The sequence below is a fragment of the Agarivorans sp. QJM3NY_33 genome (assembly GCF_050870865.2).
In the GTDB taxonomy this organism is placed as follows: domain Bacteria; phylum Pseudomonadota; class Gammaproteobacteria; order Enterobacterales; family Celerinatantimonadaceae; genus Agarivorans.
In genome coordinates this window covers 571437-590348 of the sequence record NZ_CP194039.2, presented here as the reverse complement: position 1 = coordinate 590348, position 18912 = coordinate 571437, and the positions used below count along the sequence as shown (strand labels likewise).

17 protein-coding genes and 1 pseudogene are annotated in these 18912 nt (G+C 44.2%); 3 read left to right on the top strand and 15 right to left on the bottom strand.

Translation table 11 applies throughout. The features are described from left to right. Positions 1-61: 61 nt before the first annotated feature. The 5 genes and pseudogenes from ACRRSY_RS02635 to rpe form a co-directional block, all read right to left on the bottom strand. Positions 62-1272: pseudogene (locus tag ACRRSY_RS02635) on the bottom strand (aspartate aminotransferase family protein). A gap of 288 nt (positions 1273-1560) precedes the next feature. Further along, positions 1561-2145: an anthranilate synthase component II gene (locus tag ACRRSY_RS02630; protein ID WP_432464296.1), complete on the bottom strand. Its 585-nt coding sequence runs from the start codon at positions 2143-2145 to the stop codon at positions 1561-1563. Between the two features lie 178 nt (positions 2146-2323). After that, positions 2324-3328 (bottom strand): tryptophan--tRNA ligase, encoded by a 1005-nt coding sequence (gene trpS, locus ACRRSY_RS02625; RefSeq protein WP_432454719.1) that lies wholly within the window; start codon positions 3326-3328, stop codon positions 2324-2326. 31 nt (positions 3329-3359) lie between these two features. Beyond that, positions 3360-4055: a phosphoglycolate phosphatase gene (locus tag ACRRSY_RS02620; protein WP_432454720.1), complete on the bottom strand. Its 696-nt coding sequence runs from the start codon at positions 4053-4055 to the stop codon at positions 3360-3362. A gap of 16 nt (positions 4056-4071) precedes the next feature. Beyond that, complete coding sequence (rpe, locus tag ACRRSY_RS02615) at positions 4072-4749, bottom strand: ribulose-phosphate 3-epimerase (RefSeq protein WP_432454721.1); 678 nt, start codon at positions 4747-4749, stop codon at positions 4072-4074. 118 nt (positions 4750-4867) lie between these two features. Here rpe and ACRRSY_RS02610 point away from each other — a divergent pair, with 118 nt between their 5' ends. Both ACRRSY_RS02610 and ACRRSY_RS02605 read left to right on the top strand, forming a co-directional pair. Then, complete coding sequence (locus ACRRSY_RS02610) at positions 4868-5050, top strand: DUF2970 domain-containing protein (RefSeq protein WP_432454722.1); 183 nt, start codon at positions 4868-4870, stop codon at positions 5048-5050. 465 nt (positions 5051-5515) lie between these two features. Further along, positions 5516-6178, top strand: a complete 663-nt coding sequence (locus ACRRSY_RS02605) for a DNA-methyltransferase (protein ID WP_432454723.1) — start codon at positions 5516-5518, stop codon at positions 6176-6178. Between the two features lie 25 nt (positions 6179-6203). Here ACRRSY_RS02605 and ACRRSY_RS02600 read toward each other — a convergent pair whose 3' ends face one another. The 9 genes from ACRRSY_RS02600 to pilM form a co-directional block, all read right to left on the bottom strand. Further along, positions 6204-7046, bottom strand: a complete 843-nt coding sequence (locus tag ACRRSY_RS02600) for a Dam family site-specific DNA-(adenine-N6)-methyltransferase (protein ID WP_432454724.1) — start codon at positions 7044-7046, stop codon at positions 6204-6206. Positions 7047-7149: 103 nt separating this feature from the next. Continuing rightward, entirely contained in the window at positions 7150-8628 is a 1479-nt protein-coding gene (locus ACRRSY_RS02595; RefSeq protein ID WP_432454725.1) for an AAA family ATPase, read from the bottom strand. A 10-nt stretch (positions 8629-8638) separates the two neighbouring features. Further along, a complete protein-coding gene (aroB, locus tag ACRRSY_RS02590) occupies positions 8639-9715 on the bottom strand; it encodes a 3-dehydroquinate synthase (protein ID WP_432454726.1) in 1077 nt (358 codons plus the stop codon). A gap of 7 nt (positions 9716-9722) precedes the next feature. Beyond that, on the bottom strand, positions 9723-10238 hold the full coding sequence (gene aroK, locus ACRRSY_RS02585; RefSeq protein WP_432454727.1) for a shikimate kinase AroK: 516 nt from the start codon (positions 10236-10238) through the stop codon (positions 9723-9725). Positions 10239-10409: 171 nt separating this feature from the next. Further along, positions 10410-12491 carry a type IV pilus secretin PilQ gene (gene pilQ, locus ACRRSY_RS02580; RefSeq protein WP_432460780.1) on the bottom strand — a complete coding sequence of 694 codons (2082 nt, stop codon included), beginning with the start codon at positions 12489-12491 and terminating at the stop codon, positions 10410-10412. Between the two features lie 10 nt (positions 12492-12501). Beyond that, positions 12502-13026 carry a pilus assembly protein PilP gene (locus ACRRSY_RS02575; RefSeq protein ID WP_432454729.1) on the bottom strand — a complete coding sequence of 175 codons (525 nt, stop codon included), beginning with the start codon at positions 13024-13026 and terminating at the stop codon, positions 12502-12504. Next, positions 13026-13622, bottom strand: coding sequence for a type 4a pilus biogenesis protein PilO (locus ACRRSY_RS02570; RefSeq protein ID WP_432454730.1), 597 nt, complete (start codon positions 13620-13622; stop codon positions 13026-13028). Before ACRRSY_RS02570 ends, ACRRSY_RS02575 begins: the two co-directional genes overlap by 1 nt. Next, positions 13622-14197: a PilN domain-containing protein gene (locus tag ACRRSY_RS02565; RefSeq protein ID WP_432454731.1), complete on the bottom strand. Its 576-nt coding sequence runs from the start codon at positions 14195-14197 to the stop codon at positions 13622-13624. The genes ACRRSY_RS02570 and ACRRSY_RS02565 overlap by 1 nt, the downstream gene beginning before the upstream one ends. Then, a complete protein-coding gene (pilM, locus tag ACRRSY_RS02560; RefSeq protein ID WP_432454732.1) occupies positions 14190-15266 on the bottom strand; it encodes a type IV pilus assembly protein PilM in 1077 nt (358 codons plus the stop codon). The genes ACRRSY_RS02565 and pilM overlap by 8 nt, the downstream gene beginning before the upstream one ends. 158 nt (positions 15267-15424) lie before the next feature. Here pilM and ACRRSY_RS02555 point away from each other — a divergent pair, with 158 nt between their 5' ends. Continuing rightward, positions 15425-18013 (top strand): penicillin-binding protein 1A, encoded by a 2589-nt coding sequence (locus tag ACRRSY_RS02555; protein WP_432454733.1) that lies wholly within the window; start codon positions 15425-15427, stop codon positions 18011-18013. On the opposite strand, the gene oxyR is transcribed toward ACRRSY_RS02555, so the two are convergent. Then, the gene (gene oxyR, locus ACRRSY_RS02550) at positions 18010-18900 is read right to left on the bottom strand and encodes a DNA-binding transcriptional regulator OxyR (RefSeq protein ID WP_432454734.1); all 891 of its coding nucleotides are present in this window, start codon (positions 18898-18900) and stop codon (positions 18010-18012) included. The genes ACRRSY_RS02555 and oxyR overlap by 4 nt on opposite strands. Positions 18901-18912: the final 12 nt, after the last annotated feature.

The following is an 18912-nucleotide window of genomic DNA, read 5'->3' as shown; positions in this document are numbered from 1 at the left end:
CGCCGAATGATAATAAAGCATTGAAGTGGCCTAGTATCACAAGGAGACTAAGCCCATAAGACTAGCCGTTTACCACTTTGGCAATTGCTTGTTCGAAACGCTGCATACCCAGCTCTATATCAAGCTGAGGAATAATTAAAGAAGGGGTAAAACGGATCACGTTCGCCCCTGCCACCAGAACCATAAGCCCTTCCGCCGCCGCAGCCACTAAGAAGTCGCGCGCACGCCCCTTATATTGCTCATTCAGCACCGCACCCAACAGTAGCCCCTTACCGCGCACCTCAGAAAAAACCTGATATTTATCATTAATCGCCATTAAAGCTTCTCTGAACCACTGCTCCCGTTGTTTCACACCCGCTAAGACTGATTCACTATTAACAATATCGAAGGCAGTTGCTGCCACAGCGCAAGCCAAGGGGTTTCCACCATAAGTACTGCCATGAGTGCCGACCTTCATTGAGGCGGCAATCTCAGTTGTCGTCAGCATAGCCGCAATAGGAAAACCCCCACCTAAAGCTTTCGCCGAGGTGAGTATATCCGGCGTGATCCCTAGACCCATGTAAGCGTAGAGTTCCCCTGTGCGGCCGACGCCAGTTTGTACTTCATCAAAAATAAGTAATGCTTGGTGTTTATCACACAGCTCGCGAACTTTTTTTGCAAATTCTAGATCGGCGCTAATGATCCCCCCTCTCCTTGGAGAGGTTCCATCATCACTGCACAGGTTTGATCATCAATCAACGCTTCCAGCGCGGCGGTATCATTGTAGGGAATGTGCTCAACACCTGCGGGTTTAGGACCAAAACCGTCGGAATAACTCGCTTGTCCACCCACAGTCACGGTAAAGAAAGTACGTCCATGGAACCCTTGTTCGAAGGCAATGATTTTTGTTTTCTCTTGGCTTCCATGTTCAATCGCATAGCGACGAGCCAACTTTAGGGCCGCTTCGTTGGCTTCCGCGCCTGAATTACAGAAAAATACTTTCTCGGCAAAGGTACTATTCACCAATTTTTCAGCCAAACGTAAAGCTGGTTCGTTGGTCAGCACATTACTCAGGTGCCATAGTGTTTGGCCCTGTTCTGTCAAGGTTTTCACTAAGGCGGGGTGACAATGCCCCAAACAGTTGACCGCGATTCCACCAGCAAAGTCGACATACTCCCGCCCTTCTTGATCCCATAAACGAGAGCCCTCGCCCTTCACCGGAATAATCGCCGCGGGGGCGTAATTGGGAACCATGACTTGGTCAAAAAGCGCACGAGTTACAGCATGTGACATGTAGCGTTCTCCTTATCAATCTGGCGATTCCTATAACGATAGCCAGAGAAGTTAACAGTTTGTAAATATTCTTGGGATTATGACAAATATCGAGCATGATGTCTGAGCATACTGCAAAAGCACCATACAAAATATAACCATTTTTACGCAAGTTCAGTGCATAGCTCTAAATAAGCGTCCTGCCAAATAAGCCATTTTACTCTAAAATACATAAACTTTCGCATAAATATGCATAAATTATTCATTCGATTTAATTATAAAATTAAACCGTTATTAAACATTAGCATTCTATATAGTCGAACGAATAAAGTTATCGAGTAAGCCTAAACCTTGTTCAGTAAGAATGCTTTCCGGGTGAAACTGCACCGAGTGGATCGGCAAAGAACGATGCTGCAGCCCCATAATTTCATAAGCTTGCCCTTGCTGATCATGGCTCCAAGCCGTGACTTCCAAACAATCTGGCAGGCTATCAGCCTCTACTAATAAAGAGTGATAACGGGTGACCGCCATTGGACTGGCCAAACCCATAAATACTGATTGTTGCTGATGATGGATTGGCCTGACCTTACCATGCATCGGCATGTCCGCTCTGACCACTCTCGCCCCAAAATGCTGAGCGATACACTGATGGCCCAGACACACCCCCAATATAGGCAATTGATCGGCAAATTCAGCGATCACCTGTAAAGATATCCCCGCCTCGTTGGGCGAGCAAGGTCCTGGTGATATAACCAGGTGAGTCGGCGCCATTTGTTCGATCTGCGTAATACTGAGCTGATCGTTACGCACCACCTTAACCTCAACCTTTAACTGCGAAAAATATTGGTAAAGGTTATAAGTAAACGAATCGTAATTATCGATAATGAGTAACATGCAGCCTTATCGTCTCACTCATAATGCAAAGCCATAAAAGAGGACTATCTTATACGATTTTGCTGAAGGTCGGTTGATCTTTCGTTAAGCTAAAAACCCGTGTTCGCTTAAGCAAACGTCTTACAAACACGAAAGCCCAGCATTCACTGGGCTTTCTTCGAACCGCAAGCTGTAAAGGCTATTTTAAGCCGATAAAACCGAGTACCTCATAGACCGAATGTAGTGTTTGGCGAGCTTGCTCACTAGCTCGCGCCGCGCCTTTAGCCATGATTGCTTGCAGGGCTGACTCATCTTCACGCAGCGCATGATAGCGCGCTTGGATAGGTTCCATCATTGCCACCACCGCATCGGCGGTATCCACTTTCAAGTGACCATACATTTTACCAGCATATCCCGCGACCAAGTCATCAATTGACTGACCAGTGGCCACCGACTGTAACGTGAGCAAATTAGACACACCGGGTTTTTCTTCCCGATCGAAATAGATCCGCGCCTGTTCATCAGAGTCGGTCACCGAAGCTTTAATTTTCTTAGCAATTTGTTTGGGTGTATCGCTAAGCAAGATGAAAGCTTTAACATTATCGTCGGACTTAGACATCTTCTTGGTTGGCTCTTGCAGCGACATCACTCGCGCACCAAACTGAGGAATAAATGGTTCGGGTACCGTGAACACTTCGCCGTAAAGATTATTGAAACGATTAGCAATATCACGCGTGAGTTCTAAATGTTGCTTTTGATCTTCCCCTACCGGCACCGCATTTGCCTGATAAAGTAATATATCCGCCGCCATTAAAGCCGGATAAGTATATAAACCCGCATTGGTGTTATTCGCATACTTGGTCGACTTATCTTTGAACTGAGTCATCCGATTCAATTCGCCCATTTGGGTATAACAATTAAGTACCCAAGCGAGTTGAGCATGCTCTGGTACCTGTGATTGGACAAAGATGGTGCTCTTGTCGGGATCTAAACCACAAGCTATGTACATGGCTAAACCATCTAAGACTTGGTTTTTAAATTGCTTAGGTTCTTGACGAACTGTTATCGCATGCAAATCTGCCAGCATGAAATGACAGTTATATTCATTTTGCATGTGGATCCACTGGTTAATCGCCCCAATATAATTACCAATGGTTAACGAACCGGATGGCTGAATGCCACTTAATACAACGGGTTTACTCATGATTTTCCTACTTAAACAATACAAATGGGACTTAAGCCGTGACTGAACCCGACATTAATTCAACCAGGGTCTCGAGGCTATCCGCCACAAAATCGGGGTCACTTAAGGCAATATCTTCACCGTAGTTATAACCATAGGTCAAGCCTAGTGAGCGACATCCTGCAGCTTTTGCTGCTTGAATATCATTTTTTGAATCACCGACCATCAGCAACTGTTCAATACCCAGTTGATACTGACCAACTAAGTGAGTTAAAGGTAGAGGGTCTGGCTTCTTACGCGCTAAGCTATCACCAGATAATACCACATCAAAGTATTGCGCAAGATCAAGCTGTTCTAATAGTGGTTGGGTAAACAAGCTTGGTTTATTCGTCACAATCGCCATTGGAAGGTTCATCTCGGCTAACGCCGCTAAGCTTAAACGAACCCCTGCATATAAGCGACTCGCTACACACAGCTTTTCAGCATAATGTCGGTTAAATAAAGGTTTTGCACTTAAGTAAAGCGCTTCATCTAGATCTGCCGCAATCTCTGAACAACCAGAGAGTGCTCGCTTAATCAAAACTTCGGCACCATTGCCTACCCAATGGCGGATCGTCGCTTCACTAAACACATCACGACCTAAATCAACTAACATCGCATTAATGGCTAAGGCCAAATCGGGCGCACTATCGACTAATGTGCCATCTAAATCAAAAGCGATGAGCTTAATTTTGTTTAACGTTGTCATATAGGCTCACTACTTATTATTTACTTAAACTGGCTAATTCGGCACGCATTTGCTCAATCACTGCTCGGTAATCTGGTTTGCTAAAAATAGCCGAGCCAGCAACAAACATATCAGCGCCTGCGGCGGCGATTTCGGCAATATTATCCGGCGTGACACCGCCATCCACTTCTAAACGAATCGGATAACCACTGGCATCAATTTTATCGCGAATTTGACGTAATTTATCAAGGCTACCAGGAATGAATTTTTGACCACCAAAACCGGGATTGACTGACATCAACAAGATCATATCCAACTTATCCATCACATAATCCAAGTAGTGTAGTGGCGTCGCGGGATTCAATACTAGGCCCGCTTGACAGCCCTGCTCTTTGATCAGTTGTAAGCTACGATCAATATGCTCTGAAGCTTCGGCATGAAAAGTAATCATGCTTGCCCCCGCTTTCGCAAACTCGGGGATCAGACTATCCACTGGCTTAACCATTAAATGCACGTCGATAGGCGCTTCAATGCCGTAATTACGCAAGGCCTGACATACGGCTGGCCCAAAGGTTAAATTTGGCACATAGTGATTGTCCATCACATCAAAGTGGATCACGTCTGCGCCTGCGGCAAGTACATTTTCCACCTCTTCGCCCAAACGGGCAAAATCAGCAGCTAGAATAGAAGGGGCAATTAAAAAAGGTGTGCTCATTGGAATAACCATTGGGTTTGAAAGTGCGCAATTTTAGCGCAGCTTGAGGCATGATCCAATCACTCTACCAAGATTGTTTTATGCTTGACTTAAACCGCCTCAATATAGGGACTAAATAATGGCCGAAAAGCCTTCAAGTATACTGAAAAGTGTCTTCGCCGCATTATTAGGTGTTCAATCAGACAAACAACGCCAGCAGGATTTTAGTCAGGGTAAAGCTTGGCAATTTATCGGCCTTGGGATCGTGATGGTATTGGCCCTCGTAATGAGTCTGGTATTACTAGTCACAGCGATCACTTAATGATTTGAGATATCCTCTCGACTCACCAACTCGAGTCAATCTAAGCGGATGATTCGAGTTCCCTTCATTGGCTTGAGAACGACCACATCTTGAACTCGTAAATCTCGGGTCAATCTCAAAATCAGTTGGTGATTCGCCTTATATTATTTATCACTAAATCACTTAGGATGAATAATATGGCTTGTAACTGTTGTAACAGAGCATTAAAGAATGGAATGATCTATAAAAAAGATCCTCAAACCACTAGAAACTATAAATCTTGCCCACATTGTTCAGCTGCAAACGGCAGTGAACATGTATTTCATCCCTAGCCATTATCCTTTGGAAAGACACCTGCGAGAAAAACGGCTAAAAATCCAGATGGCGATCAAAGTTATTGTATCGATTGCCGTAAATTGAAGAAAGGTGTACCTTCTCATGTCTCAGAAAATGGGCGCGTATGTAGCAGTTTAGTCTAGAGGTTCAATGCAAATTTATCGAGATGATGCGGTCAGTTGGCTTGCGACACTTGCCGATGCAAGCGTCGATCTTTTAATCACAGATCCACCCTACGAGTCCCTGGAAAAGCACCGAAATATCGGGACAACCACCAGACTAAAAGTAAGTAAATCGTCTAGTAATCAGTGGTTTGAAATTTTCCCGAATGCGCGTTTTGAAACGCTTCTCAAGCAGATATATCGGGTTCTGAAGAACAATTCGCATTTTTACTTATTCTGCGATCAAGAAACAATGTTTGTCGTAAAACCAATTGCAGAAAAAATAGGATTCAAATTTTGGAAACCTATTATTTGGGATAAAGTCACAATCGGCATGGGATACCATTACAGAGCTCGTCACGAGTACATCCTTTTCTTTGAAAAAGGAAAAAAGAAACTCAATAATTTAGGCATACCAGATATTCTTGAATGTAAACGAGTTTATCGCGGATATCCCACAGAAAAGCCAGTGCCATTGCTTGAAACACTAATTTCTCAAAGCAGCACGAAAAATCAGCTGGTCGTCGATCCATTTTTTGGGTCTGGTTCGGTCTTAATCGCCGCTAAAAACTTAGGCCGAGAATATCTCGGATGCGATATTTCGGAATCCGCTCACCAACACTTTCGAAATCGAGTTGCAGAAATAAACTAACAAACAAGGCGCTTTAATGCGCCGCCTAGCTTCCCGAATAAAGCGCCATAACCTCTTTAGACTTGCCTCGCACACTTCCCTTACAGCTAATATTACGTTGAACACTCAACAAGCTAAGTGTATCAGCGCCAGCATATAGCTCCTGAGTGAAGTCGGTAAAGTGGTTTGATATAAGTGTAGATACACCACGCTGCTTCGCTTGCAGCGCGCATTCAACTAAACGACGTTGGTCATCATCGGTAAACTTATTTCCAGCATAAGCAGTAAAGTTCGAGGTTCGATTAATTGGCGAGTAAGGCGGATCACAATAAACAACATCATGTTCACCCGCGGCGAGAAATGCCTGTTCAAAATCACCACATACAAATGATGCACGCTGAGCGACCTTAGAGAATTCGATAAACTCTTCTCGAGGAAAGTAAGGCCGCTTATAGCGTCCAAAAGGTACATTAAATCCCCCACTTTTATTATAACGACATAGCCCGTTATAACCGTGTCGATTTAAGTAGACGAAGAGTAATGAGCGTTCATATGGATCTGTGGATTGATTAAATTGCTCGCGCAGCTGATAGTAAAAATCGGGATGATTATGGTTACCAATAAAGAAGTTTTCTGCTTCCTTAATAAATCTATCCGGCTGCGTTTTAATGAACCCAAACAGATTAATGAGATCTTGGTTAGTATCCACCAATAGGTATTCATCAAACTCAAAATTAAGAAACACCGAACCGCCACCTACAAATGGCTCAATCAAACGCTTCTTTCCAGTAGATGGAAGATTCACTTTGATTTCATCAACAATGCGCTTCTTGCCACCAGCCCACTTCAACGGAGACTTACGATTAACTGAAGATATATTACGACTCACAGATGACCTTCAGCTAAATATAATTGACACACCAACAAATCAGTCTTCTGCCTTGTTTCGCCAAAATGATCTACCCACTGAAAAAAGGCTCGAAGATGCGTCATCACGATTCCGTTAATTCGAACTGAACTTGGCTAAATTGCTTGATCAAAGAATCCAGATTCTGCTTTTTCAAATTGAGACGTGCAGCTTGAGCCTGCTCCCGCGTCGTAAAATCACCATAAATGATTTTATAAGGCACATTTGGATTAGCCGATGAATGGTAGACCCATACCTCATGATACCATTTGCGAGAAGAAACAAATTGCTCGGCTTTTTCTCGATTTTTCAACGCCATTAACTGTAAAGTATAATGTTTCGCTGGTTTAGCTTGAAGCAAAGACTTCACATCGGTCAACTGAATTGGAACTTCTTTCGTCACATCGGCTGGCTCAATTTTATCGGTCGATATTGTTGATGGTTGTGGCTCAACCAACAAGTTTTCACTATCATTAATGTTGCTCGTCAAGTCAGGCTTAGCTTGGTTTTCGGCTTTTCCCTGATCCGCTAACAACTTACTCACGACATCATCCTCAACCACCACTCGTAATTGCTTGGCTTGACTTTGTGCGGTTAAATCAACTTCTGTCGCAACATCTAACGAAGGTAGTTTAGCGGTATCGACTTGAGTGCTAGAACTGGAATTCGCTTGCGCCGATGCGAATTCTTCGGCTGGAGTAGAGCCATTGGCTAAAGTCGGCTCCTCCATAAGAGCCAAGGCAATACGGCTATCATTTCCCTTATCCTCTTTACCCCAGTCGTTGACCAACTGAACCAGTAAACCAGCGACTGCTGCGCACAATACGACAACAATGGCGATATAAAGTTTTTTTCTATTAGGAGCACTAGCTTCCGACATGGGGATATCTCCAGTAACGATTTGATCGACAAATTGATAAATAAGACGAGGGTTTCCTTTCGCCGATGCTATATGTTGTTCGATTGCTTGCTGATTTTCAAACTCCGCAACATACTCGGCTCGATTAAATAACAATGAAGCCAATTCAAAAGACTCATTGTCGCTCAGTGAGGGAACCTCAAAATACAGAATATCAGCGCTCAACACATCCAACTGAGCACTAAAGCTATTGCTAGCTTCTGCGAATAACAGTAACGATAAGGAATATTGGTATAGCTGATTGTAATGTTGATAAAACTCCAACAACTCTCTTAGTAATTCTGTCGTTAATCGATGGGCATCATCGATCATAATCACTAACGGAGCATTGGTTTCTTGTACATTGCGTTTAAAGCTATCAAATAAAGGATCATCTTGGTTAAACAATGGATCATGTAATAACTGTTGTAGCAGTTCTCGACGCAAGCGAGAGCCATCGTCTTTATCGCTGGCAGTCACTAAGGCATGATTCGCGAACTGAGCACGTTCGAGTATCCCACTGGCGATAAAGGATTTACCCGAGCCCACACTGCCAGTAATACAAATTAGCTTGGCACTAAAACGAATTTGGGTGATCAGTCTATCGCGCAAACGTAATTGGCTTTGCAGTTGCGCAAACTCGGCATCAGGCCGCACTCTCACCATTCAAATAGCCTTATTGAAATCGATGAATAACTGTTTCTATATTATTTTCAGTAATCGTATCAACAACTTCTGCTGAACCGATAGCATTCGGTAATACTAAACGAAGTTTCCCATTTAGTACTTTTTTATCGCGCAACATGTGAGGTAGGAATTGCGCAACCCCCATATCTGCCGGTGGAGCAATCGGTAACTGGGCACGTTTAATCAAAGTTCGGATCTGTTGTACTTGCTGTTGAGAGAGCATTCCAACTAACTCAGCGGTTTCGGCAGCCATCACCATTCCCGCCCCAACTGCTTCGCCATGTAGCCAAACGCCATAACCTTGCTCTGCTTCGATCGCATGACCATAGGTATGACCTAGATTTAACAAAGCTCTAATCCCCTGCTCGGTTTCATCTTTAGCCACAACTTCGGCTTTAATTTCGCAACAACGAGCAATTGCTTGAGTCATTAATACTGCATCTAATTGCATCAACGGATCAAGATTATTCTCCAACCAAGTGAAAAAGTCAGCATCATAAATAATGCCATACTTGATTACTTCGGCCATGCCCGCTGATAACTCACGTTTATCCAAGGTCGCTAAACAATCAATATCGATCAGTACCGCCTTTGGTTGGTAGAAAGCACCGATCATATTTTTACCGAGAGGGTGATTCACTGCGGTTTTACCACCAACCGATGAGTCAACTTGCGATAATAAAGTGGTTGGTACCTGTACGAAAGGAACCGCCCGTTGATAACAAGCGGCAGCAAATCCAGCCATGTCCCCAATCACGCCGCCGCCTAAGGCAACAATGGTGGTATCACGGCTATGTTGTTTTTCCAATAATCCAGAAAAAATAAGATCAAGTGTCTGCAAGTTTTTGTACTGCTCGCCATCGGGCAAACTAACTACATCCACTTGAAAAGCACTCAAACCCTTCAACAGAGGCTCTAAATAGAGTTCCGCGACCGTAGTATTTGTAACAACCATTACTTTTTTACTAGCAATAGCAGAAGTAAAAAAATCGGGCTGACTAATTAGTCCTTGCCCGATAGTGATGGGATAACTACGCTCACCGAGAGCAACTGTTAAACATTCCATGATTAGCTTAGAATCCTAAAAGTTCAATAATTTGGTTAGCCACTGCTTTGGCACTTTGATCATCTGTTTTAACCGTATAGTCAGCTACGTCTGCATACATCGGATTACGTTCTTCAGCTAGATTTTCCAAGACCTCTCTTGGCTCATCACTTTGTAATAAAGGACGACGTTTATCGCGTTGTGTTCTAGCAAACTGCTTATCAATGGTAGTTTCTAGATAAACCACTATGCCGCGAGCAGAAAGATGATTACGGTTTTCTTTACTAATGACTGAACCACCTCCGGTGGCCAATACGATGCCTTGAAGTTGGGTCAGATCATCAATAACCCCTTCTTCTCGGACTCTAAAACCAGCTTCGCCTTCTACGTCAAATACCCAAGCGATATCCGCGCCAGTACGGCGTTCAATCTCTTGATCTGTATCGTAAAACTGCAAATGTAATTGCTGTGCTAAATGACGACCAATGGTGCTTTTCCCAGCACCCATCGGTCCTATAAGGAAGATATTTCGTTTCTCAGCCATGCTTCTTCAAATTTATCTTTGTCTATTTTCTCCCCGCAATGCGGGCACCTAATGTACCAACCTTAGTAAAAAGATCAGGGCGCGATTATCTCAGCATGAAGGGGACTTTGGCAACCGCAAAATCACCTTCAACCACGATTGACTCAGATTAAACCCGATACTCTGATTTTCCTAGAGACTATCAACCAGGATCCTTGGGGTAACAAAAATCAATAATTCATTTTTTTCTACGCTTTGAGTCGTGGTTCTAAACAATACACCTAAACCCGGAATATCGCCCAATATCGGAACTTTTTTCACATAGTCAGTTGTTTGCTGCTGAAAGATCCCCCCCAAGACTATCGTTTCGCCGTTTTTCACCAAGACCTGAGTTCCAATCTCCTGTTTATTGATGGCAATCGCTGTCCCGGTAGAGGTAGCAACGGCTTCACCTTCGGAATCTTGGGTAATGACTAAGTCCAAAATAACATTCCCATCTGGGGTAATCTGCGGAGTCACCTTAAGACTTAGCACCGCCTTTTTAAAGGTCACCGCCGTTGCCCCGCTAGACGAGCTTTCTACGTAAGGAATCTCTCGACCTTGCTCAATGTAGGCCGCCTTTTGATTGGCGGTAGTAATTCTTGGGCTGGCGATCACTTCGCCTTTATTCTCTTGCTCCAAGGCAGACAATTCTAGATCGAGAATTTGTCCATTCGCGAGCTTAGCCACTTGAAAAGCAATCGAGCCTGCGGCATCAGTGACCGGAAGGTTAACATTTAGGCGATCGTCCAAGGCTGGAATGTCGCCAGAGACGACGCTATCAACACCTTCTAAGCTTCCGCTTGTAATCCCAGTGCTACCACCGACTGACCCCGAATTAGTCACCCCCCAGCGTACACCGAGCTCTTCACTGACACTATCAAGTACCGTAACCATGCGCGCTTCAATCACAACTTGTTGAACCGCGACATCCAATTTCTTAATCATCGCCTTAATATCGCTTAGCGAGTCTTCGGTATCTTTTACCAACAAGGTATTGGTTCGCTCGTCCACACTCACCGAACCATGCTCGGATAACATCGACGCCTGCTCATTTTTAAGCAAGGCCGATAAGTCAGAAGCCTTCGCGTAATTCACTTGGATATATTCTGAATACAGAGGGGCTAAATCGGCAACTTGCTTAGCGCTTTCTAATTGTTGTCGTTCCTGCTCAGCCAACTCTGCCGCAGGCGCAATTAACAACACATTATTATCAAGGCGTTTATCCAAACCTTTTACTTTCAAAATTATATCGAGAGCTTGCTCCCAGGGAACATCATCCATACGCAAGGTGATATTACCAACCACGGAATCCGTTGTGACTAGATTTAATTGATTAAAATCAGCAATTAATTGCAGCACGGTACGTACTGGAATATCTTGAAAATTTAGAGAAATGGGCTTGCCCTGATACGCAGCTTTCGCGACTTCTTCCGCTTGCAAAGGTTTAACTTCAACCAGAAACAGTTCTCCTGATTGATCATAACGATAATCAAAAGCCCCGTTAATCGTCACGACTAAACGCACCTTCGCCTCATCTTTAAAGACTTCAACATTATCGACTGGGGTTGCGAAGTCATTCACATCCATCACATAAACATTTTCGTCGGCAATATCGGTATTATAAAAATCGACAATCAAACTATTATCGCGTCGTTTAATATCGGCAGCGATAGAGCGATTATTCAGATCAATCATCAGCTGGCCGGTTCCACCTTTGCCCCGCCGAAAATCGATGCCTTCAATATGATTGATCGTAGCATGCTCAACACGACTGGCTGTTTCAAAAGCATTGTTAACCGTTGTAGACTTAGAATTGCTTGCGGTGGCAGTAGTAGGCAGCGCACCTAACTTAATCAGCAGCCGTTTAGAGTCTTGTTGTACTTGATATGGAACTAAGCTTTCCAAGGCCAAAACGAGTTGTAAACCAGACTCTGTCTGTAAGCTTTGTACTTGTTTCACCCCACCTCGGCCAATAATCAAAGGATTAACCTTCAGTGCGGAGCTGGCATTTGCAACGTCAATCACTAACTGATTAGGAGAGTATTCGAGGTGATCATTTACCTGCTCGATAGGCGCATCAAATAGTAATTCAATTTCTACCGCGCCTTTAATCATCGGGTTGGTATTCAGCTGAATTAACTGGGCGTTAGCCCAAGCTTGAGCTGCATAACAGAAAAGCCCCGCGAATATTAAGCTACTGTTGCAGATACCTTGCAGCATTCTTCCCTTCATGCCATTTATCCTATTGTTCCACTTTCGAAAGCAAAAGCTGAGTATTTCGCTCATTCCAACAGCCTTCACCATCAGAAACGACTTCTTTAATATCTAAACCGAGCTGACTAACTTTAATGATAATACCGTTATGCAAGCCTAGAAAATTACCTTCTCTCACTCGATACAATTCACCACTAGGAACATCAATTAAGGCCCATAGGTTTGCACCATCCCCCATGATCCCGCGCATCGTTAGACTCGCCAAAGAATACTGTTCGAGTGGTTGTTTCTCACGGTCAAAATTCGGTGCTAAAGAGCATTCCTTTTCAGAGGCTAGAGCAATCGCTTCCGCTTCAGGAACAGGGCTCGTAAAAGGGTTTCTTAGGTTATCGGCCTGGTAAGCAAGATGCTCAAAAGGCTTAATTTCTGGCACATCTTGTTTCACCGAAACCTTACGCGCTTTCACTTGCATGACATATTGCTGTAAATCATCTTTGGAGCCCCCACAAGCAAATAATGTAAGCAAGCTTAGCCCTAATATGATTGCTCTCATTACTTATCCTTAGGCTCTATTTTCTCTTTATAACGGTAGGTCTTCGCTAACATCGCCATCGTTAAAACTGCGCCGTCTTTTTGTTTTTTCAGCGAAATATCATCGAGAATCACAATTCGCGGTAAAGCGGCAACGGCACTCACAAAACCACCTAACTGATGGTAAGTTCCACTCACTTCTAATTTTATCGGTAACTCAGTTGAAAACTCACGTTCAACTTCTGGCTCCCAGTTAATACGGTGAAACTCTAAGCCATTATCGATACCGATAAAACTCAACTCGTCTAGCAAACCTGGGATCTCATGTTTTTCGGGCAGCTGTTTGAGCAAAGAGGAAAAGGCATCTCGCATCTGCTGTATTTGCGCCTGATAAGCAGGCAAGTTACTTGCTAAAGCAGCTTTAATTTCGAATTTGCTACGTAACTCTTGTTCTTGTGCTTCAAATTGAGCCAACTTGGTTTGTTCATCTGATACTTGAACGTAATAAAATCCTGCCGCAATCAAGCCACAAATGAGACCAATGAATATTATTTTTGCAGGCCGAGGCCAAGTGCCGATGCTTTCTAAATCTAATTCATTAAGCTGTTGTAAATCCATTACTTAGCTCCGACTTTTTCACTTGGCAGACCCAACTTAACGACGAATTCAAGTTGAAACTTACTCAGCTCCATATCCGCTTGTTTGTTCGATAAAGCGACGATGGAACTAATCTTGGGGCTACCTAACCAAGTTTTTTGCTCAATATTGCGCATTAAACTCGCGACTCGATAGTTGGCTTCGCTCTTCCCATCGAGGCTAATCAAGGAATTTTGAAAAGTTAAGCTATCCAGATAAACTCCGGCTGGCGAAATCAATGGTAGGATGTTGAATATTTTGGTTGGAACATTACGACTTTCTTGCAACTTCTGAATCAAGCTGATTCGTTCATTTAAGCTTTTTTTCTGCTCTTTTATTTTACGTATTTCACCAATTTGCTGGTCGAGGACCGCTATTTCAGTTTCTAAATACTGATTACGCGCAAGTTGCTTATTTTGCAGACTCGTATAATAGTTTTGCACCCCAAATGAAGCGAATAAGGTAAGGCCAGCGGCGACCCCCAAACTCAGCCAAAAATCACGCCTTTGTTTTGCCTTGAGCTCTTCCCGCCATGGAAGCAAGTTAATGTTAGACATTATCAAAACCCCTCAAAGCAAGACCCAAAGCCACCATATACTTCCCTCCATCGCGGCGTAATCCGTCGGGATCAACAGAACGATCAAACTGGCAATGATTGAAAGGCTCAGCCTTGATAACTGGCAGTTCTAAATCATTCTGCATCTGTAAGACTAATTCGTCAGACAAAGCACTACCGCCGCTCACGCCAAGCGCATCCAAAGACTTATATCCGCTAGAACTCAAAAATAGCGACACTTGCCGACGAACGTTTTGAATGACCCCGCTAACAAACTGAGCGAAAACATCAATTTCATAGTTCTCGGGTAGACGGCCACTAATTTTCATCTCTTTCGCCTCTTCCAGGCTTAAGCTGTAAAAACTAGCGATTTGCTGTGTATATTGGGCACCGCCAAAGTTTTGGGCGCGGTTGTAAACCACTTCACCTTTATTGAGGATAGCAAAATTGAGCGTGGATTCACCTATATCGACCAAGCCAATGATTTTGCTATCGTCAAATTCATCTTCTTGATGATGCAATAAATAATGCCAAGCTCGGCCTAAGGCATGCGACTCAACATCAACAATTTTGGCTTCGAAATCAGCATTTGCCAATACTTCGGCGCGAATGCTAACCGCTTCGGTACGTGCCGCACTTAATAATACATTGTTACGATTCGCATCACTTTCGTTACTACCGAGGACTTCAAAATCAAGGCTGATCTCATCAATAGGAAAGGGGATTGAGTTTTCGGCCTCAAGCTCAACTTGAGTCTCTAGCTCCAAATCGGACAAACTATTGTCCATGTATATGATTTTGGTAATCACGTGACTACCTGCGACAGCAGTCGCCACTTGACGATTACGGGAAGGAAATTTTCTTTTTAATTCGCGTAAAGACGCCGTAATCTCTTCTGGAGAAACGACTTGATTATCGACCAGTGCGCCAGTTGGTGTAACGACCTCCGCAACCGCCTCTACTTTAAACCCCTGAGCAGATTTTGAGAGTAGCAGACCTTTGATGGTAGCAGAGCCGAAATCTATCCCTAACAACGCAGCCGATGTCTTTTTACCTATCCCTAGTATCATGACCCGCCAACTATCTTTTTAAATTAAACAGTTACCTGTAGATAAAGAATAACTAGTAATTGATCTATACGCTAATAGATCTTAAGAAAGTTGTCGAAACAGGTCACAATTTGACGATATAATCGACGGTTCTTTCGATACAGAGTACAACTTTAGTAATGAAATGGCTTAAAAGACTGTTATTTTTAATTTTCTTAGGTTCTAGCCTCGGCTTAGTCGCAGTCACCGCACTGTATTTTTATGTCGCGCCGCAGTTACCAGACGTAAGCACTCTGCGCGACATCCAGCTGCAAACGCCGATGCGAGTATTCAGTGCCGACGGCGAGTTAATCTCGCAATTTGGAGAAAAAAGAAGGATCCCCTTAGCCATTGAAGATATCCCTGATGAGATGATTCATGCCTTCCTTGCCACCGAAGACGCGCGTTTTTATTCTCACCCAGGCATTGACCCGATCGGTATCACCCGAGCAGCGGTTAATCTACTTGCAACTGGCGAGAAAAGCCAAGGAGCAAGTACCATCACCCAGCAAGTTGCCCGAAATTTCTTTTTAAGTCGTGAAAAAACCTATATTCGAAAAATTAAAGAAATTTTCTTAGCCCTTAAGATTGAGCAACAGCTATCAAAAGATGAAATTTTATCGCTATATCTTAATAAGATTTCTTTAGGCTACCGTTCCTTCGGCGTTGGAGCCGCTGCGCAAGTCTATTACGGCAAAACGGTAGACCAATTAACTCTCGCCCAAATCGCGATCATTGCAGGGCTGCCGAAAGCCCCTTCTGCACTCAATCCAATTCGTTCACCAGAACGCGCTCGTGATCGCCGAAGAGTCGTCTTAGGAAGAATGCTAGAGACCGGTTATATTGACCAGGCTCGCTTCGATGAAGCCAATCAAGCCCCAATTACTGCATCCTACCATGGTGCAGAAATTACGTTACCGGCTCCCTATCTTGCAGAAATGGTCCGCCAGCAGATCCTTGAACAATTTGGTGAAGACGCCTACATATCCGGCATGGATGTATACACCACCATTACAGCTAAACGGCAAAATGCGGCCACCTCAGCATTGCGCAAAAACCTATTAAATTATGACCAACGACATGGGTATCGCGGAGCAATAGACCAGCTATGGAAACCCGGACAGCCCGCCTTGGAGCCTCAACAAATCAGTGAACAATTAGCCAACTTTCCTAACTATGGAGAACTTGTCGCTGCAGCGGTGATATCGGTCACCGAACAGCAAGCGACCATCGTGACCAAACAAGGGGAAGTGGGGGTGATCGACTGGGATAATATGCAGTGGGCTCGCCGTTTTATTAGTGATACCCGGCAAGGGCCGGCGCCTAAAACAGCCACTGAAGTGCTCACTGCTGGAGATATTATTTGGGTTGTCGCCCTCAACCAAGTAAGCGCTGAAACGGGTCCAGACTCAAGTAGTGATTCAACTGCGCCAAACAACAGCGAAGCCCAAAAATCAGAGTTGACTCATTATCAACTATCACAACTTCCAGATGCTGGCGCAGCACTGATTGCGATTTCTCCGCTGGATGGTGCAATAGAAGCACTGGTTGGCGGTTTTAGCTTTAATCAGAGTAAATTTAACCGCGTGACTCAAGCCAGCCGGCAAGTGGGTTCCAATATTAAACCTTTCCTCTACTCCGCCGCATTTGAACATGGTATGACCTTAGCGAGCTTAGAAAATGATGCCCCAATTAATCGCTGGGATCAGGCGATGGGCGTCGCATGGCGTCCCAAAAATTCACCGCCAGTTTACGATGGTCCGATCCGTTTGAGAGTGGGATTGGCAAAATCTAAAAATGTTATTTCGGTGCGTTTAATGCGCGACTTAGGCATCAATACGATGATTTCGCACTTAGCCAAATTTGGCTTTCCTGCGAATGAGCTCCCCCGCAACGAATCACTTTCTCTAGGCTCAGCGTCATTAACTCCGATGCAAGTGGCGAGTGCTTACGGCTCTTTTGCCAATGGCGGCTATTTAGTCAGTCCTTATTTTATTGACCGAATAGAAGATGGCGAAGGCCATGTGATCTTCCAGCAGTTACCGAAAGTCGCCTGTGATGATTGCCATGAGATTATTAATCATGCGCCAGACTTAGATGAGCTACTTGAACAAACTGGCGATCCACTAAAACAATGTGCGATTTCATTTGCTGAAACAGAAGACTTGGCGCCACGAATTATTAGTTCACAAAATGCTTTTTTGGTTTCACAAGCGATGAATAGCGTCATTTGGGGCGGAGGAAGTTGGGCACATAAAACAGGTTGGAATGGCACAGGTTGGCGTGCAGCAAGAGAGCTAAAACGACACGATATTGCCGGTAAAACAGGTACCACCAATGATGCCAAAGACGCTTGGTTTTCGGGCTTCGGCCCCGGCTTAGTGGTCACATCTTGGATAGGATTTGACGATTTCAATCGCGAATTAGGTGAAGCCTCATACAATGCTAATTTAGGCAAAGATCAAGTCACAGGGAAAGAGTTTGGAGCCAGAACTGCGCAACCCGCTTGGATTGACTTCATGAAAGTAGGCTTAGAAGGGATCCCTGAACAACCTTGGTCAATCCCTAAAAATATAAGTACGGTGCGGATAGACCGCGCCAGCGGCTTGTTAACTACCGCCAGCGATTACACGACTCGATTCGAATACTTTGAAAAAGGAACTGAACCTAGCGAGTATGTTAAACCGAGCAGTGGTTCAGTCTTTGATGCTGAAGACGAACTATTTTAATCAAAGTGAGTATGCCGCTTAATCAGGGCGGCTAATTGATTAAAGCAGGGTCGACGTACCGAGTTATTACGATATAACAGGCTAATCCGTCGGCTCGGCTCAGGAGCGCTAAAATGGCGATAACAAATGCCATTTTGCTCAGTTTCCAGAGGGATAGCCAGCTGTGGCAATAAAGTGATCCCCATGCCCGCAGCCACCATATGTCTTAGAGTCTCAAGACTGGTCGCCTTAAAACTGTTATCTTCTTTCGCCCCAGCCGCAAAACAGTAACCCATGGCCTGATCACGCAAACAATGGCCATCCTCCAGCATCAACAATTGCTCGCCTCTTAATTCAGTCAATTCAATGTGAGCCTGATGCTGCCACTTATGCTGAGAAGGCATGGCGAGCACTAACGCTTCATCAAATAAATCGATCGAACCAAAACGTTCCATTTCAGGAAGATAAGCCAACAACAGGCAATCTAAATCACCATCCTCTAAGCGTTGCAACAAGATATGTGTTTGTTCCTCATAAAGAAACAGGGCCATATCGGTAAATTCAGAACGAATATGTGGCACTATTTGCGGCAATAAATACGGCGCCAAAGTAGGAATTAAGCCCATATGTAAGGGGCCAGCCATTGGTGCCTGAAAGCTCTTCGCCATATCTTTAAGGCCCTTTACCTCGAGCAGGATCTGTCGGGCCTTAGCAGCCAACTCATCGCCAGCATGCGTAAAAATCACCTTGCGAGAAGTTCGCTCGATCAACAACAAGCCCAACTCTTCTTCTAACTTGGCAACCTGACCACTCAAAGTCGGCTGACTGACAAAACATTTTTCCGCAGCTTTGCGAAAATGCTTCAGCTCTTGTAAAGCCACTAAATACTCTAAATCACGAAGGTTCATGCATTCTCCTTT

Bases quoted from the DNA above. Each gene is read 5' to 3' on its own strand.
- rpe (WP_432454721.1), bottom strand. From the start codon at position 4,749: ATGAGCACACCTTTTTTAATTGCCCCTTCTATTCTAGCTGCTGATTTT.
- oxyR (WP_432454734.1), bottom strand. From the start codon at position 18,900: ATGAACCTTCGTGATTTAGAGTATTTAGTGGCTTTACAAGAGCTGAAG.
- ACRRSY_RS02620 (WP_432454720.1), bottom strand. From the start codon at position 4,055: ATGACAACGTTAAACAAAATTAAGCTCATCGCTTTTGATTTAGATGGC.
- aroB (WP_432454726.1), bottom strand. From the start codon at position 9,715: ATGGAATGTTTAACAGTTGCTCTCGGTGAGCGTAGTTATCCCATCACT.
- ACRRSY_RS02630 (WP_432464296.1), bottom strand. From the start codon at position 2,145: ATGTTACTCATTATCGATAATTACGATTCGTTTACTTATAACCTTTAC.
- trpS (WP_432454719.1), bottom strand. From the start codon at position 3,328: ATGAGTAAACCCGTTGTATTAAGTGGCATTCAGCCATCCGGTTCGTTA.
- ACRRSY_RS02570 (WP_432454730.1), bottom strand. From the start codon at position 13,622: ATGGATTTACAACAGCTTAATGAATTAGATTTAGAAAGCATCGGCACT.
- pilQ (WP_432460780.1), bottom strand. From the start codon at position 12,491: ATGAAGGGAAGAATGCTGCAAGGTATCTGCAACAGTAGCTTAATATTC.
- ACRRSY_RS02565 (WP_432454731.1), bottom strand. From the start codon at position 14,197: ATGTCTAACATTAACTTGCTTCCATGGCGGGAAGAGCTCAAGGCAAAA.
- ACRRSY_RS02575 (WP_432454729.1), bottom strand. From the start codon at position 13,026: ATGAGAGCAATCATATTAGGGCTAAGCTTGCTTACATTATTTGCTTGT.
- aroK (WP_432454727.1), bottom strand. From the start codon at position 10,238: ATGGCTGAGAAACGAAATATCTTCCTTATAGGACCGATGGGTGCTGGG.
- ACRRSY_RS02555 (WP_432454733.1), top strand. From the start codon at position 15,425: ATGAAATGGCTTAAAAGACTGTTATTTTTAATTTTCTTAGGTTCTAGC.
- ACRRSY_RS02610 (WP_432454722.1), top strand. From the start codon at position 4,868: ATGGCCGAAAAGCCTTCAAGTATACTGAAAAGTGTCTTCGCCGCATTA.
- pilM (WP_432454732.1), bottom strand. From the start codon at position 15,266: ATGATACTAGGGATAGGTAAAAAGACATCGGCTGCGTTGTTAGGGATA.
- ACRRSY_RS02595 (WP_432454725.1), bottom strand. From the start codon at position 8,628: ATGGTGAGAGTGCGGCCTGATGCCGAGTTTGCGCAACTGCAAAGCCAA.
- ACRRSY_RS02605 (WP_432454723.1), top strand. From the start codon at position 5,516: ATGCAAATTTATCGAGATGATGCGGTCAGTTGGCTTGCGACACTTGCC.